Here is a 14,847-nt window from a genome sequence, read left to right on the forward strand (position 1 = left end):
CCGCCCTCCCTCCCGTTCCAGTCGAGGCAGACGACCGCGGCGTCCGAACCGAGCCCCTTGTCACCGACGTGTTCCATCAGCCCCGCGACGACCGAGCGTGCCGCCTCTTGGGGCGAGCTCTGCCGGGTCGCGCCCAGGATCTGCCGCAGGGCGCCCTCACCGAAAACCTCACCGGTCGCCGACCGGGTGCCGTGGACGCCCGTGCTGATGACGACCAGGCGGTCGCCCGCCTCGACCTGGAAGGTCTGCTCCTCGTACTGGGTCTCCTCGAACATGCCGAGCGGCAGCTGCGCCTCCAGCTCGACGCGTTCGATCGTGGCACCGCGCTGCCGGTAGAGCTGCGGGGACCCGGCGTCCACGGCGCAGACCTTGCCCGTGCCGAGGTCGAAGCGCAGCAGCAGGGTCGAGGCGTACACCTTGCCCCCGTACTGGGAGAAGACGGCCTGGTCGGCGAGGCACGCCTGGTCCGCGAGGCCGATGCCGGCGCGGCGGGCGTTGCGCAGCGCACCGACGGCGAGGCTGGTGAGCAGGGAGGCCTCGATGCCCTGGCCCATGCCGTCGGTGACGGTGAGGGTGAGGTGGTCCGCGCCGGTCGACCAGTCGAAGTTGTCACCGCCGATGGTGTAGGCGGGCTCCAAGTGGGCGCCGATGACGTACTCGTCGCGGGCGCACCCGCGGCCCGGAAGCAGCTGCCACTGCATCTCGGCGGCGAGGGTGAGACGGCGCGTGCGGCGGGCGATGAGGTACAGGTCGGTGTCCCGGCCGGCGGTGACCACTTCGTGGCCCAGGGCGGTGGCGAAGTCGCCGAGCCGGAGCACGGTACGCGGGTCGGCCGCGTTGGCGGGCACCCGGACGGAGAGCACGCCGAGCCGGTCGCCGCGGACGGACATGGGCAGGTGGACCTGCTGGGTGTCGGGATCGGCGGTGACTTCCACGACCGGTGCCTGAGTGGTGAACGCGGTGCCGGCGGGGCCGTCGTGCGCGGAGACCGGATCGCCGGTGTTCGGCAGGCGGGTGACGGGCTGCAGGACCGTCAGGCCGTAGTCGGCGAGGAGGATGGTCGTCTCCCGGGCGCCGAAGCGTTCCGCGAGCAGACGGGTGGCGGTGGCCACCAGGGCGTGCGGCGGTACCGCGCGCAGTTGGGCTTCCACGGACGGGCCCTGATCCGAGGCGTTCACGGCGTCTCCACCCTCTCCCCTTGGGGTCTCCACGCTATCGCGAACCGGCGCCCGGCCGAGCGCGCGGTGCGACCGAAGCCGGCGGAGTCGTACGGCACAGCAGGAGACAGACGTCGTCGTCCCGCTCGTGACCCTGCAGGAGGGGCTTGAGCAACGACTCGGCGCACCCGTCGAGGTCGTCCAGTTCAGGCTCGTCCAGTGCGGCCAGGGTACGGCCCAGCAGTTCGATGCCGGGGTCGATGCCGTGGGCCCGACGCTCCACCAGGCCGTCGGTGTAGAGGACGAGGGTGGAGCCGGGCGGCAGTTCGGCCGTGTGCTCCTCGTACTCGTGGTCGAGGGGCATGCCCAGCATGACGCCGGGCCGGGTGTCCAGGACGCGCACGGAGCCACCCGGCGTACGGACGACGGCGGGAGGGTGTCCGGCGGCGGCCCACACGACGTGGGGGTCACCGGGCCGGAAGCGGGCGATCACGGCGGTCGCATACAGGTGGGGCTGCTGGTGGCGGAGCATGCGGTGCAGCCGGGTGAGGATCCGGGCGGGGCTGTGATCCTCGATCGCGTAGGCGCGCAGAGCGGTGCGCAGCTGGCCCATCATGACGGCGGCGCGCAGGCCGTGTCCGGTGACGTCGCCCACCACGGTCAGCAGGCTGCCGTCGGGGTGCGGAAAGGCGTCGTACCAGTCACCGCCTATGTTGAGCCCTCGGGTGGCCGGGAGGTAGCGGGCCGCCAGGCGCAGGCCCTCGGTGGCGGGCAGCTCGGTGAGCTGGGCGCGTTGCAGGGTTTCGGCGGTGTCCCGGTGCTGTTCGTAGCGGCGGGCGTTGTCCAGGGCGATGGCGGTGCGCTGGGCCAGTTCGATCAGCATCACGCTGGTGTCCTCGTCGAAGCGGTCGCCCGGCGCCGTCAGGGTCAGTACGCCCAGGGTGTGGCGCACGGTGAGGGGAATGCTCAGCACGGGCCGGTCCGGGGAGAGCGCGGAGGGCGGGATGTCGTCGACGCCCGGGAGGGCGCCGGGGCGCGGCCCGGCGTGCTGCGGACGGTCGAGGCGGGCGGCCGTGACCGCCGCGGCGGAGTGGACGCGGTTCGTGGCCGACGGTTCGTCGAAGAGCCATAGGTCGACCTGGCTCGCGTACTCGGGGACGAGCAGGCCGGGAAGGCACCGCGGGATGTCCTCCGGGTCCAGGGACGCGGTCACGACCGCGCTGGCGTCACCGAGGAAGGTCAGCAGGCGCCTGGCCTTCTCGGCCGCGCCACGCGCCGCCCGGTCTGCGTCGAGCAGGTCGCGCCGGATGCGCGCGGCCGCGTCCAGTTCGGCGTGGAGCGCCAGCACGCCCTGGTTGGTCTGGTGCAGTTCCTCGCGGTGCAGGCGCAACTGCCGCTCCGTCTCGTCCAGTCGGCGCAGCACCGGCGCGATCTCCTCGTCCACCGCGAGGACCGCTTCGGCGTGGGTGCTGTCGTCCGGGTCCGACGCGCCGTCGCCGGCCGCGGACACGGCGTACCGCGCCACCCGCGGCACATCCCGCGGCGGAGGGCCGGGGCAGGCGACGGCGAGCTGCCAGGGCGGCGTGCCGTGCGGCTCGGGTGCGAGGGACCGGCCGACGACCCGCACGAGCGTGGTCGCGTCGGACACGGACGGCAGGAGGGTGAAGGTGAGTTCGGCACCTCCGGTGCCGAGGCACTCGCGCAGTCGGGCCGTGAGCGCTGTGAGGAAGCGGGCCCGTTCGACCGCGGGGACGCCCGGGGCGGAGGTGAGGCGCGCGGCGAACAGCCGGGCGCGGACGGCCTCGGCGGCGGAGGTGACTTCGACGACGTCCGGGGCGGTCATGGGCGCCCGCCCGGGTGGTCGGCGGCCAGGACGGCCACGCAGGTGTCGTCGCGCACGGGGTCGGCGGCGCTGCCGGCGTCCCGAAGGACGGTCGGCGCGACCACGGCCGGGGCGCGAGTGAGCAGCTCGGGGTCGCCGGGCCGCCTCCACCGGCTGGGCAGCCCGTCGCTGTGCAGGAGGGCGACGAGCCGCACCGCGAGACCGTCGTTGACCGTCCCCGGGGGATCGACGAGGTCGATCACGAGGCGGCCGCCGCCGGCGTCCTTGAGCCGGTTGGTGGCCGGCTCGGTGGCCACCAGGGTGGCGACCGCGGTGCGGTGGGCGTCAGGACCGGCGTGGGCGCCGGCCTCCTCGGTCGCCACGCGGACCTCCCGACCCCGGGTGGAGTCGTGCAGCGGAATGTCCCGGACGCGCGTCATCCCGACACCGCACGGGCGTCGCGCACGCCGGTGACCCAGGCGGTGACGGTGACGACGGTGCCCTCGCCGGGCCCGGTGACGATGGCGAACTCGTCCATCAGCCGCTTGGCTCCGCTCAGGCCGAGCCCGAGTCCGTTTCCGGTCGAGTAGCCGTCGGTCATCGCCAGTTCGACGTCGCGGATGCCGGGTCCGGTGTCCGCGAAGGCCAGCCGGAGACCTCGTGCCGGGCCGTTGACCAGGGGGGTGATCTCCGCCTGCCCTCCACCGCCGTGGAGCAGCGTGTTCCGGGCCAGCTCGCTGGCGGCGGTGACCAGCTTCGTCTGCTGCACGAGCCCGAAGCCCAGTTCGCCCGCCAGCCGCCGCACCTGGTGACGGAGCCACGCGAGGTCCGCGTCCGAGCCGATGGGCAGGCTGGTCGGGGCGGCGGGGTCGGAGACGAGTGTCACGTACCCCCCGCGTAAGCGCCCGGGCCGGCGGCGCTGCCTCGCCGGAGCAGTTCGAGGGCCCGGTCCACGTCGAGCGTGGTCACCACGCCGGGCAGGGTCGGGCCCAGCTCGGTCAGGGTGATCGCCACGGCCGGCCGCATCCCGCACACCACGGTACGGGCGGCCGGCAGCCGGGCGCCGGCGGCGATCTCGGCGATGCCCCGCCCCAGGAACGAGTCGACGATCTCGGCGCCGGAGACATCGACGACCACCCCGGTCGCCGCGCTGCCGGCGACGCGGTGGGCGATGTCCCGCTGCGGCCGCTCGGCCATGCCGTCGTGCGGCTCCCCCTGGAGGGTGACCGGCAGGATGCCCTCCAAGGCCAGGATCGGCACCGCGGCCGGGTGGGCCGGGTGGTGGACGGTCATCGCGGGTTCACACCGGCCGTCCGGTGTACGACCTCGACGCCCTGCCCGGCCGGCGCATGGACCAGGCCGTCGGACAGTGAAACGGTGAAGACCGTACGGAAGAGGGGGCGGTCCGCCCACCGCTGGGCGATCTGCTCACGGCGGCTCTCCAGGAATTCGCCCAGCTTCCGTGCCGCCGACCCGGCCGCTGGCTGCTCCGACACCCGCATCGTCTCCTTCGAGGACAGGCCGCCGCGCCGCGCCCGGCCGACCCCACCAATTATTGCCACTCGACAAGTATTAACTCCACATGTGCCGAGGAAACGACACAGCATCGCCATATTCGAGGCGCGCGATCGGCGCCTCAGCGTCCGTGCCAGTCCAGACAGACCACGAGGGCGTCGTCCTTGGGGACGGACTGGCCGCGATGGCCGGTCAGCTCTCGCAGGATGGCGCGCGGCACCTCGGCGGCCGACAGCAGCCGCGTGGACATGATCGCCCGAGCCAGCGCGGCATCCCCGTACGCCTCCCCCGCCGGCGAGGCGACCTCGTGCACCCCGTCGCTGACGAACACGAGCCGGTCGCCGGGCTCGGCCTGGAAGTCCTGGGTCTCGTAGTCGGTCTCCTCGAACATCCCCAGCGGGAGCTGCGCCTCGAAGGTGACCCGCTCGACCACACCGTCGCGCAGCCGCAGCAGCTGCGGCGAGCCGGCGTCCACGAGCTTCGCCCTGCCCGTCGCGAGGTCGAAGTCGAACATCAGCACCGAGAGGTAGCAGCGCCCCTGGTAGTGGGCGTAGACCGCCTGGTCGGCCAGCGCGGCCTGGTCGTCGATCGCGATACCGGCGCGCCGGGCGTTGCGGAGCGCGTTGATGGCGAGGTTCGTGAGCAGGGAGGCTTCTATACCCTCCCCCATGCCGTTGGTGACGTAGAGCGTGAGACGGTCCGCCGTGGCGGACCAGTCGAAGTTGTCACCGTAGATCGCGTACGCCGGCTCCAGCTGCGCGCCGAGTTCGTACTCCGGCCGGGAGCAGGAGCGGCCGGGCAGGAGCTGCCACTGCATCTCGGCGGCCAGGGTCAGCCGGTCCTTGCGCCGCGCCTGCAGGTAGACATCCGTGTCACGCTCGGCCACGACCACCTCGTGCCCGAGCACCTCGGCGATGTCGGCGAGCTCGCCGAGGAGGTCGCGCGCCTCCTCCTCGTCCGGCAGGGCGACCGTCAGGACGCCGAGCCGGTCTCCGCGCACGGTGACCGGCAGATGCACTCGTACGCCGGCGTCGTGAGTCTGTTCGACGAAGGGCTCCTGCGCGCCGAAGGCCCGGCCGGCCGTGCTGTTGTGCACGGAGACCGGATCCGCGGTGTGGGGCAGAATGGACACCGGCTGCAGGACGGTGAGGCCGTAGTCGGCCATGTACAGCTCGACGGTCAACGCCGCGTACTCCTCGACGAGCACACGGCGCACGGCGTCGAGCAACTCGTGCGGGGCCGCCGTGCGCAGGGCACGCTCAGCGGTCACAAATCTGTTCACGATCCTAAATACACCAATCCTTCGACGGACACAGGAATCTGGTTCATGCGGCGGCGCCGCCCGGGTCGAACAGCGCCGGCCGTCCGAACCATCTCTTGCCGGTGCCGGCACCTAGTACGCTGGCAGCCGTCCCAGGTGCCTGCGAGAGTGTGACGGTGACTGTCTTCCGCCCCCGCCCCGAGCCAGTCGAGGTCGCGCGTGTGACCCTGACGGCCGTGGAGTTGCTGGAAGTCCTGTGGGGTCGGGCCTCGACCGCGCCGGCCTCACCGTCCCAGATGCGCGTCCTGCTGATGCTGGAGCACCAGGACGGGATCAACCTGCGCTCCCTCGCCGACTCCCTGGCATCCACGCCTCCGTCCACCAGTCGCCTCTGCGACCGGCTGGTGGCGGCGGGCTTCGTCGAGCGCGCGATCAGCCCCGTGGACCGGCGCGAGGTGCGGCTGCACCTCAGCGACCGCGGTCGCGCCTTCCTCGACGACCTGCGCGCACGACGGGAGCATGAGTTGCAGGCCGTGCTGGAGCTGATGCCCGCCGCCAAGCGGACCCAGTTCCTCGCGGGGCTGGAGGCGTTCTGCGACGCGGCAGCGTCCCAGATACACGACAACGCCACGCACACCGGGGACAGGACGGCCTGAACCCGGGGCCGGGCCGCCGGCCGCACCGCCACCGCGGGGCCCGGACGCCCGGCGCACGGAGTCGTCTCCGCCCACCGGAACATTGCAGATCCTTCCCCGTGCAGTATGACGCCGCTACTTTGTTGCCTCCCGACTATGATTGTCAAACGGCAATAGTTGCTCAGGCGGGAGGTCGTCCTCGCCGGTCTTGTACCGGCGAACTTCCGCGTACCCTGACCGCCGACCAGCACTCCGGTGACCTGGAGCACGGTGAGATCGGGCGAGGCCGGCAGGCTCGGCACCAAGGTCACGGCCACCTCGGCCGGCAGCCGAAAGCCGCGTGCGGGGACGACCTGGATACTGCCGACCGCATGCCGCATGCGATCATCGCCCCCTACTCTTCGGCTGATCCGTGCGTGAACGGATTCAGGTCCAGGGCGGGGGACGGGCATGAGTTATCGACGTGCACTGATACCGGCGGCGGTCGGGAGTGTGCTGATCACGCTGCTGCTGTGGTGGGCGGGGGCCAGTGACCAGGCACTGCAACTGCGTGGCACCTCGCGGGTGTTCGACGTCCAGTCGGCGGCCGAACTCCGGCGGTGGCTCACGCCGTGGTCGTACGATCCGCCGGCGGTGCTGCTGTCCGACGGGGCAGGCGACGGAGACCCGGCCCTCAGCGGCGGCGGCCAGTACGCCGGTCTGTACAGCACCGCGATGCAGATCAGGTTCGTGGCGGTGTTCGTGTTCTTCCTGGCCGGAGCACTGCTCCTGGTGCGCAGACTGCCGCCGGCGCGGGGCCGTACGCCGGCCACGCTGCTCGCGTTGTGGGCCTGGGGGCCGGTGGCCGGGACGCTGGCCGTCACGGTCTCCGCGCCCTGGCTGATCGCCTCTCGGGGACGCGGCAGCTTCCGGGTCCTGCCGCAACTGGCGTCCGTGGTCGCGTCGAGCGGTCCCGTCATGGTGTTCGCGGCGCTCGTGACCGCCCCGATCACGGTGCTGGTGGCCCATACGGCCCTCAAGGGAACGGAGGCGCCATCCCGGCGCGACGTCCCGCCCCGCGCTGCCCGCCTGGCGGCGAGCGCCGGAACGGCCGTTGTCGCGCTGTCCCTGGTGGTGCTTTCGTACCAGTCGGTGGCCGCCTGGATCCAGACCTCGTTCGACGGCGGCGGACTGCTGTCCGAGCCCGGCGACCTGCTGCGCACATGGCTGCTGCTCGGCGGCTGGTCGGGGCCGAGCACCGCGCCGCTCGGCGAGTGGCTGCTGTACCGGGCCGCCGACGTGCTCGTCCTGGCCGTCGTGTGGTGGGCGCTGCGACTGCTGCCGGGCCTGCTCACCCGGACCACCCTGCCCGCGATGGCGGTGGGCGCGGTCTGCGCGACCGTGCTGGGGCTGCTGGCGTCCCAGGTGCTCCACATGGCCGTGGACGACACGAGCGCCGTGTGGGGTCCGGTGTACGTGTTCTCCAGGCTCGGTGAGGGCGTCCCGGCGGCCCTCACGTTCGGCGTCCTGGCAGGGTCGGTGGCCCTCGCGACCCTGCGGCTCGCCGGAGCGGCGGACTCCGGAACCGTCCCGGACTGACGTCGGCGGGCACGGCAGTCATCCGCGACGCCGGGCCGAGCACCGGCGCCATCCGCCGGGCGTGCGCTATAGGGACTGTTGCGAAAGTGGCCTCTCGCCCGGAGGGCGGCCGCGCGGCGTCGGGTGCGTGCTCTCGGCGTGCCGCCCGGAAGTCCTCGTACTGGGCGTACTCGGGCTTTCGGGCGGTGCGGCGAGAGCGCGCGTGCCGGACGTCGCACGGCAGAGGACCACTTTCGCAACAGGCCCTGGGAGACCGGTGACGTGGCCGAAGTACCGGTCGATGCCGGGCCCGGGGTGCCGCCTCAGCCGGTCAGGTCGTCGCGCCCTTCGTCGCGGTCCGCCAGGACCTCGGCGGCCCGGGTCCGGTAGTCGCGGAAACGGCGCAGATAGGACCGGGCCATGGGACCCGGCGGTACACCCCGGGCGAAGGCCCGCATGTTGCGGTCGCCCGTGTTGTAGCCCAGGGCGAGCAGTTCGTCGCGGGTGTAACGGCGCACGTGCCGCTCCGGGAGGCTCCGGTCGAGGTCCTTGAGGTGCAGGGCGGCCGTCCGGATGGCGAACTCGGGGTCGTCGCGCAGGTCCTTCCACCGTCCGGACAGGTCGTGTGCCCGCCGGACACGCTCGAACGTGGCCCGGTGCATGTTGGCCAGGCCGAAGGACGCCCCGGGCTTCCACCACTGCCACAACCGCTCCAGCAGCGGGTGGTGCGGCTTGTACGCCTCGTTGTGGAGCACGGTCATGACCAGCAGCGGTGACACCCCGGCCTGCCCGGCGCAGCGCACCACGGCGGCGGTGTAGTCGGCCGGGTCGTAGCCGCCCGGGCGCAGCGGTGGCGTCGGGACGTCACCGCCGTCCGCCGTCCGGGACTCTCGCCGTGCCTCGGCCGTCGATCGCTCCGCCATCGTGGGTCGCCTCCCCGTCGTCCGCCCGGCGCCGCGCAGGCCGCGGGGCTCTCACCGTCACGGGGTGCGCGTGCCCGCGCGACCGGCGCTCATTCCCGCCGCCACTCCCCCGCCGTCGCGCGCCCGGACGAACCGGTGGGACACTCGCCCGAGGTCACGGTGCTGAGCGCGGCGAAGGTGTCCCGGACCAGCTGGAAGGTCCGGGCGTGGCCCTGTGCTACATCGCCGAGGTCATCGGCCGCCATCTCGGCGCGCCCACGGCCGCCGTCGCGCCGCAGGAGGCGGCCGGGGCGCTTCGGCCGGCCGGCCCCCGTCCTCGCCGCCGGTCAGCCCGCCGCCGGCCCGCTCTCCCACGAGCCGACGGGCCGGGGACCGGCCGAGGCCGGCCTCCTCGACGACCTCGACACGGGGCACCACGTCCGCCGGGTCCGAGGCCGGACCACGCAGGCGACGGCACGCCTGCGCGCCGCTGCCCGGTCGCCCACCGGCCCGAGGCGCGGCCGGTTCCGTACCCTGGCGACATGCGCATGCGCCCTACCCTGAGCTGGACACCCACCGAGGAGCTGCCGCCCAGCAGCACGGACCTGGAGCCGGTCGCCGACGCGCTGCGCGCCGGCGGGGTGCTGGTGCTCAGCGGGGCGGGCATCTCCACGGAGTCGGGCATCCCCGACTACCGGGGCGAGGGCGGGAGCCTGAGCCGGCACACCCCGATGACGTACCAGGACTTCACGGCCACGGCCCAGGCCAGGCGCCGCTACTGGGCGCGCAGTCATCTCGGCTGGCGCACCTTCGGCCGCGCCCGCCCGAACGCGGGGCACCGGGCCGTGGCCGCGTTCGGACGGCACGGGCTGCTGTCGGGGGTGATCACCCAGAACGTCGACGGCCTGCACCAGGCCGGCGGCAGTGCGGACGTGGTGGAGCTGCACGGGAGCCTGGACCGGGTGGTCTGTCTGTCCTGCGGCGCCCCGAGCCGACGTCGCGAGCTGGCCGAGCGGCTGGCGGAGGCCAACCCGGGCTTCTCACCGACGGCCGCCGGCATCAACCCCGACGGGGACGCCGACCTCACCGACGAGCAGGTCGGCGACTTCCGGGTGGTGCCCTGCGCCCGCTGCGGCGGCATCCTCAAACCGGACGTGGTCTTCTTCGGCGAGACCGTTCCACCGCAGCGGGTCGAGCACTGCCGCGAGCTGGTCAGGGAGGCGGCCGCGTTGCTGGTGCTGGGGTCCTCGCTGACGGTGATGTCCGGGCTGCGGTTCGTCCGTCAGGCGGCGCAGGCCGGGAAGCCGGTGCTCATCGTGAACCGGGACCCGACCCGGGGCGACCGGCACGCGCTCACCCGCGTCGCACTCCCCCTGGGAACCGCCCTGACGACCGTGGCCGGCCGGCTGGGCGTCCCGGTCGGCGGTGAGACCCCGGTCTGAACGCGGGCCGCCGCCCGCACGGTTGGGCCGGGGCGGCGCTGGTCACTCCGGGAGGCATGGACGGCACGAACGGCAGGACCGAGACGCACGCCACGCACGGTACGGACGACGGCAGGCCGCTCGCCCCGGTGACCGGGGCCTCCAGCGGCCACGCCGGCGCCCGCGGTCGGGGGCCTCAGCGTGCGGTGGCGGCGCCCGCGGTCGGCGGCGTCAGCGTGCCGTGGTCCGGTACTGCGCGAGGACGGCCGCGCCGATCTGCTGGGCGGACCGGCACTCGAGGTCGGTGTGCGGGCCGCGGTCGGGGAAGAGCCGCTGTCCGGTGCCGAGGACGGTGGGGAACGTCAACAGCCGGTATTCGTCGACCAGTTCCTCGGCCATCAGGGCGTGGACGACGCTCAGGCTGCCGGCGACGATCACGTCACGCGTCTCGGTCTTGACGGTGTCGACGAGGCCGCCGTCGACGAGCCGGGAGTTCGCCCACGCCGAGGTGTCGGTCAGGGTGCGGGAGGCGACCAGCTTCGGCACGGCGTTCAGCCGCCTGGCGAACGGGTCGTCCCGGCCGGGCCAGACGCGCGAGAACAGCTGCCAGGTCGTCCGGCCCATCAGCATGACCCCGTCGTCGAGGGTGCTGCCGAGCCGGAACTTGTCACCGGCGACCGCCTTTGGACCGTGCCGGAACGCCCAGCCGCCGCCCGGCGTTCCGCCGGAGCCGTCCGGGTCGGTCACGATCCCGTCCAGGGTGATGAACTCGATGACGATGACGCTCATGAGGGTGTCCCTTCGGTCGATGCTCACCGGTACGTACCGGCGGCACCGGCCGGACTCATCGCGCCCGGCGGAATTCCTCGGAGGAAATCCGCGCGGGCAGACCGAACGCCTCGCCCACCCGTGCACCGACGAACACGACGTTGCGCGCGACCCGGCCGCCGGTGACGGTGAGGACCTGGAGGCTGTGCAGCCGTCGCCCGCCGCCGGGCTCCGGCCCGTACGCCGCGAGCGCCGGTTGCCCGTTGGCGGTCAGACGCGTAGCGGTCCAGCCCGTGCCCCGCATCCGGAACACGCGCTCCATGAACCGGCCGTAGTCGCCGCTCCCCCGGTACCACAGCGGCACCGGCGGCATCTCCAGGACGGCGTCGTCCGTGAGCAGCCGCACCAGTGCGGGGACGTCGGCGGCCTCGAAGGCCCGCACGTAGCGCTGGACCACCGCGCGCGTCTGCGGATCGTCGGGCTCGGTGACCTCCTCCACACCGCTCACCGCGGCGAGGGCGGCGCGGGCCCGCTGCAGCGCGCTGTTGACGGCGGCGGCCGAGGTCCCGAGCTGCTCGGCGACCTCGGCGGCGGTGAACTCCAGCACCGCGCGGAGCAGCAGCACGGCGCGCTGCCGCGGCGGCAGCGTCTGCATGGCCGCCACCAGCGCCAGACGCAGGTCGGTCCGCGCCTCGGCGTCGAAGCGGGCGTCGGGGAAGGGCTGCAGCCAGGGGATGTCGAGGGCGGGGGTGAGCGGCGCCCCGGGGTCCTCGCTCGGTGCGCCGAGCCCGGACGGCAGCGGCCGCCGCGCGCGCCCCTCCAGCGCCGTCAGGCACGCGTTGGTCGCGATCCGGTAGAGCCAGGTCCGCACGGACGCGCGGGTGGGGTCGTACCGGTCGCGGGCCTTCCAGGCGCGCAGCATCGTCTCCTGCACCAGGTCCTCGGCCTCGTCGAAGGAGCCCAGCATCCGGTAGCAGTACCCGATCAGTTCACCGCGGTACGGCTCGAAGTCCACGGGCTCATCATGACGTACGCCGGTGGCAACCGGCCGGGCCGTCGGCGGCGGGCGAGAGTGATGCTGGTGCCGCGTGAGTCCGCATCGCCCTGGCCGCCTTCGCCGCCGCGGTCGTGGGCGCGGCCGTCCTCGTGCCGGCCCACTCCTCGGCACTGGCCGACGACGACGGCCGGCCGAGGAGGCCGAGTCGGCGCCCCTCGCCGACGAGTCGCCGCAATCGCCCCGCCGTCGGTGGCGGAGTTGACCGCCGCGGACGGCCGGGCTTCGCGGACGGCTCAACTCTCGGCGAGGCGAGCGGCGGTCTCCAGCAGCAGTGCGTGCACGAAGGCCTGCGGGAGGTTGCCGCGCAGTTGGCGCTGGGCGATGTCGAACTCCTCCGCGTACAGGCCCGACGCGCCGCAGGCGCCCCGGTTGCGCTCGAACCAGCGGTACGCGTCGACCGTGTTGCCCTGCTGGTGCTCGGCCCGTGCCATGAGGAAGCCGCACAGCAGGAACGCGCCCTCGGCCTCGTGCAGGGGCCTGTCGTCGTGCCGGAAGCGGTAGACGAAGTAGTCGTCGGCCAGTTGCTCACGGCAGGCGGTGAGGGTGGCGCGGGTTCGCGGGTCGTCGGCGGGCAGCGCGCCGCGCAGCGCGGGCAGCAGCAGCGCGGCGTCGATCGCGCTGTCGTGCGGTGTGCGCTGCCAGTGCCCGTCCGGGTGCACGCCGCTCGCGGCGGTCTCCGCGAACAGGGTGTCGGCGAGCCGGGTGCAGGTTCCCGCCGACGGGTGGCGCGGTGCCGCGTCGGCCAGGGCGCGCAGTCCTGCCACGCAGGTGAGCCGGCTGTGCGTCCAGTGACGGTCGTCCAGCTCCCAGATACCCGCGTCCGGCTCCCGCCACCGCTCGGCGACGGCCCGGACGGCAGCTTCGGCGGCCTTCCAGCCGTCGCCGTCGAGCCGGTCCTGCCGCTCGGCGGCGGCGAACAGCAGCAGGGCCTCGCCGAAGCAGTCCAGCTGGAACTGCTTCTCGACGTGGTTGCCGATCCGGCTGAAGCCGCCCGGGTAGCCGGGCAGGTCGAGCTCGCACTGGTCGGGGACGGACGCGCCGTGCACGGTGTAGGCGGGCGCCAGGCGCGGGCCGTCGGCGAGCAGCCGCTCGCTGACGAACCGGACGGCCGCGTCGAGGAGTTCCGGCGCGCCGACGGCGGCGGCCGCCTGCCCGGCATAGCTCTGGTCGCGGATCCACACGTAGCGGTAGTCGTAGTTGCGGCCCGCCTCGGCGCGCTCGGGCAGGCTGGTGGTGGCGGCGGCGACCATGCCGCCGCCGCTCGCGGTCAGCCCGCGCAGCAGGGCGTAGGCTCGCCTGGCGTCCCGGGGCGCGATGGTGTTGTGTTCGAGCGAGGGCACGGTCCGCCGCCAGGCCTCTTCGGTGGCCGCCCAGGCCTGCTCGGCCCGGGGCAGGTTGCGCGGCAGCGGCCCGTCGGAGCACTCGAGGACGAGGTCGTGGCTCTCGCCGGGCTCGAGCACCAGGTCGGTGGTCAGTCCCTCCGCGCCGACCGTCGCCGACGGGGCACCCTGCCAGCGCAGGCGGTGACGGCCGGTGCTCAGGTGCCACACGCCCTCGTCGTCGCGGTGTGCGCAGGCCCGGGGGGAGCGTCCGTAGTCGGCGCGTGGGTCGAGTACGACACGGACGTGGGCGGCGCCGTCGACGGCGATCAGCCGCCGCAGCAGGACGAGACGGTCCCGCTCACCGGCGAAGCTCAAAGCCTCGCGACACTCGACGACACCGTGGGTGGTGACCCAGCGACTGCGCCAGATCAGGGTGCCGTCCTCGTAGTAGCCGCCGGGGACCCAGGTGTCGCGCGGTGTCACGGCGTAGACACCGCCGCCGCTGATGAGGGAGGCGAGCATCGCGTCGTCGTGCCAGGTGGGTGCGCACAGCCAGTTCACGGCGCCGTCGGGACCGATGAGGGCGCCACGCTCCCCGTCGGCCAGCAGCGCGTAGTCGTGCAGTGCGTGCGGCGGAAAGGAAGGACTGCTCATGGGGGATGCTGCCTCCTGCCGTCGGATCGCGGGCCTGGACGGCGCCGACACCGATCACCAGGTACCCGTCCCAGGAGTGCGCAAAGGTGCGTGTCACGGCCGCTGCCCCGCGCCGCGGGCACGGGGCCGGGCGCGGATCCGCAGGTCACCCGGGCCCGGGGCTTGGGCGGTGGCTCCTTCGGGGCCCCGTCACGGGGTCCGGTAGCCGCGGAACGTGACCCGCTTACGGGCGGTGAAACCGAGCCGCTCGTAGAGCGCGATCGCCCCGCCTGGGAGCCGGTGGCAGCTCCACCCGTTCGGGCGGTAGGCGAGATCGTCGACGCGGCCGTCGCCCGCCTTAGTATCCGCCCGTGGCTGAGGTCCCCGATGAACTGGTCAGGCTGGAACGATCCGCCGAGGTAGAGCGAGCCAAGCTCGCCGGCCTCACCGGTGAGGCGTACGACGCCCAGTGGCGCCGCTGGCGCGAGGCGTCCGACAAGGCGCAGGCGGCGATCACCTCGTACGCGCGGGAGTCCGGGGCCGGTCGGCAGGAGGTGGAGCAGGCCACCAAGCGGGCCGTGCGGCACACCCAGGAGGACCCGGCCGTCGAATAGCGGCCGCGACCTCATCGGTCGGGCGGCGGCCCAGGCCCGAAACCGGGCGGCCGGAAGCCGACTCGATCACGCGGGGGGGGTGACTCAGTACGCGGAGTTGACGTTGTCGATGGAGCCGTAGCGGTGGGCGGCGTAGTTGGCGGCCGCGGTGATGTTGGCGACCGGGTCGGTGGAGTTGTTGGC

Annotated in this window: 15 protein-coding genes and 3 pseudogenes; 4 read left to right on the plus strand and 14 right to left on the minus strand. The window is 73.6% G+C overall.

The window, feature by feature from the left end; genetic code table 11:
* The 7 genes from V7E45_RS31205 to V7E45_RS31235 all read right to left on the minus strand — a co-directional run.
* Positions 1–1,211 (minus strand): PP2C family protein-serine/threonine phosphatase (locus V7E45_RS31205; RefSeq protein WP_443056298.1); only part of this gene is annotated, 1,211 nt, incomplete at its 3' end.
* 1 nt (position 1,212) lies between these two features.
* The gene (locus V7E45_RS31210) at positions 1,213–3,000 is read right to left on the minus strand and encodes a PP2C family protein-serine/threonine phosphatase (RefSeq protein WP_333777582.1); all 1,788 of its coding nucleotides are present in this window, start codon (positions 2,998–3,000) and stop codon (positions 1,213–1,215) included.
* Complete coding sequence (locus tag V7E45_RS31215; RefSeq protein ID WP_333777583.1) at positions 2,997–3,419, minus strand: hypothetical protein; 423 nt, start codon at positions 3,417–3,419, stop codon at positions 2,997–2,999. Before V7E45_RS31215 ends, V7E45_RS31210 begins: the two co-directional genes overlap by 4 nt.
* Entirely contained in the window at positions 3,416–3,865 is a 450-nt protein-coding gene (locus tag V7E45_RS31220) for an ATP-binding protein (RefSeq protein WP_333777584.1), read from the minus strand. The genes V7E45_RS31215 and V7E45_RS31220 overlap by 4 nt, the downstream gene beginning before the upstream one ends.
* Positions 3,862–4,272 carry an STAS domain-containing protein gene (locus tag V7E45_RS31225; RefSeq protein WP_333777585.1) on the minus strand — a complete coding sequence of 137 codons (411 nt, stop codon included), beginning with the start codon at positions 4,270–4,272 and terminating at the stop codon, positions 3,862–3,864. The genes V7E45_RS31220 and V7E45_RS31225 overlap by 4 nt, the downstream gene beginning before the upstream one ends.
* Entirely contained in the window at positions 4,269–4,475 is a 207-nt protein-coding gene (locus V7E45_RS31230) for a hypothetical protein (protein WP_333777586.1), read from the minus strand. The genes V7E45_RS31225 and V7E45_RS31230 overlap by 4 nt, the downstream gene beginning before the upstream one ends.
* A 140-nt stretch (positions 4,476–4,615) precedes the next feature.
* A complete protein-coding gene (locus tag V7E45_RS31235; RefSeq protein ID WP_333777587.1) occupies positions 4,616–5,776 on the minus strand; it encodes a PP2C family protein-serine/threonine phosphatase in 1,161 nt (386 codons plus the stop codon).
* A 149-nt stretch (positions 5,777–5,925) separates the two neighbouring features.
* Here V7E45_RS31235 and V7E45_RS31240 point away from each other — a divergent pair, with 149 nt between their 5' ends.
* Together V7E45_RS31240 and V7E45_RS31245 are read left to right on the plus strand one after the other, a co-directional pair.
* Entirely contained in the window at positions 5,926–6,411 is a 486-nt protein-coding gene (locus tag V7E45_RS31240; RefSeq protein ID WP_333777588.1) for a MarR family winged helix-turn-helix transcriptional regulator, read from the plus strand.
* Positions 6,412–6,840: 429 nt separating this feature from the next.
* Positions 6,841–7,968, plus strand: coding sequence for a hypothetical protein (locus tag V7E45_RS31245; RefSeq protein WP_333777589.1), 1,128 nt, complete (start codon positions 6,841–6,843; stop codon positions 7,966–7,968).
* Between the two features lie 302 nt (positions 7,969–8,270).
* Here the strand turns inward: V7E45_RS31245 and V7E45_RS31250 are convergent, their stop codons facing one another.
* Together V7E45_RS31250 and V7E45_RS31255 are read right to left on the minus strand one after the other, a co-directional pair.
* Positions 8,271–8,870, minus strand: a complete 600-nt coding sequence (locus V7E45_RS31250) for a lytic transglycosylase domain-containing protein (protein WP_333777590.1) — start codon at positions 8,868–8,870, stop codon at positions 8,271–8,273.
* 89 nt (positions 8,871–8,959) lie between these two features.
* A complete protein-coding gene (locus tag V7E45_RS31255) occupies positions 8,960–9,115 on the minus strand; it encodes a hypothetical protein (RefSeq protein ID WP_333777592.1) in 156 nt (51 codons plus the stop codon).
* A gap of 276 nt (positions 9,116–9,391) precedes the next feature.
* Here V7E45_RS31255 and V7E45_RS31260 point away from each other — a divergent pair, with 276 nt between their 5' ends.
* A complete protein-coding gene (locus V7E45_RS31260) occupies positions 9,392–10,291 on the plus strand; it encodes an NAD-dependent protein deacetylase (RefSeq protein ID WP_333777593.1) in 900 nt (299 codons plus the stop codon).
* A 210-nt stretch (positions 10,292–10,501) separates the two neighbouring features.
* Here the strand turns inward: V7E45_RS31260 and V7E45_RS31265 are convergent, their stop codons facing one another.
* The 4 genes and pseudogenes from V7E45_RS31265 to V7E45_RS31280 all read right to left on the minus strand — a co-directional run.
* Entirely contained in the window at positions 10,502–11,059 is a 558-nt protein-coding gene (locus V7E45_RS31265; RefSeq protein ID WP_333777594.1) for a dihydrofolate reductase family protein, read from the minus strand.
* Between the two features lie 55 nt (positions 11,060–11,114).
* Positions 11,115–12,083 (minus strand): annotated as a pseudogene (locus tag V7E45_RS31270) (RNA polymerase subunit sigma-70); the annotation flags it as partial.
* Positions 12,084–12,328: 245 nt separating this feature from the next.
* Positions 12,329–14,071 (minus strand): glycoside hydrolase family 15 protein, encoded by a 1,743-nt coding sequence (locus V7E45_RS31275; RefSeq protein ID WP_333777595.1) that lies wholly within the window; start codon positions 14,069–14,071, stop codon positions 12,329–12,331.
* Positions 14,072–14,260: 189 nt separating this feature from the next.
* Positions 14,261–14,338: pseudogene (locus V7E45_RS31280) on the minus strand (GNAT family N-acetyltransferase); the annotation flags it as partial.
* 83 nt (positions 14,339–14,421) lie between these two features.
* Here V7E45_RS31280 and V7E45_RS31285 point away from each other — a divergent pair.
* The gene (locus V7E45_RS31285; protein ID WP_333777596.1) at positions 14,422–14,664 is read left to right on the plus strand and encodes a hypothetical protein; all 243 of its coding nucleotides are present in this window, start codon (positions 14,422–14,424) and stop codon (positions 14,662–14,664) included.
* Between the two features lie 84 nt (positions 14,665–14,748).
* Here the strand turns inward: V7E45_RS31285 and V7E45_RS40745 are convergent.
* Positions 14,749–14,847 (minus strand): annotated as a pseudogene (locus V7E45_RS40745) (transglycosylase SLT domain-containing protein); the annotation flags it as partial.

It is taken from the genome of Streptomyces sp. IBSBF 3136, assembly GCF_036815105.1.
Classification (GTDB): domain Bacteria; phylum Actinomycetota; class Actinomycetes; order Streptomycetales; family Streptomycetaceae; genus Streptomyces.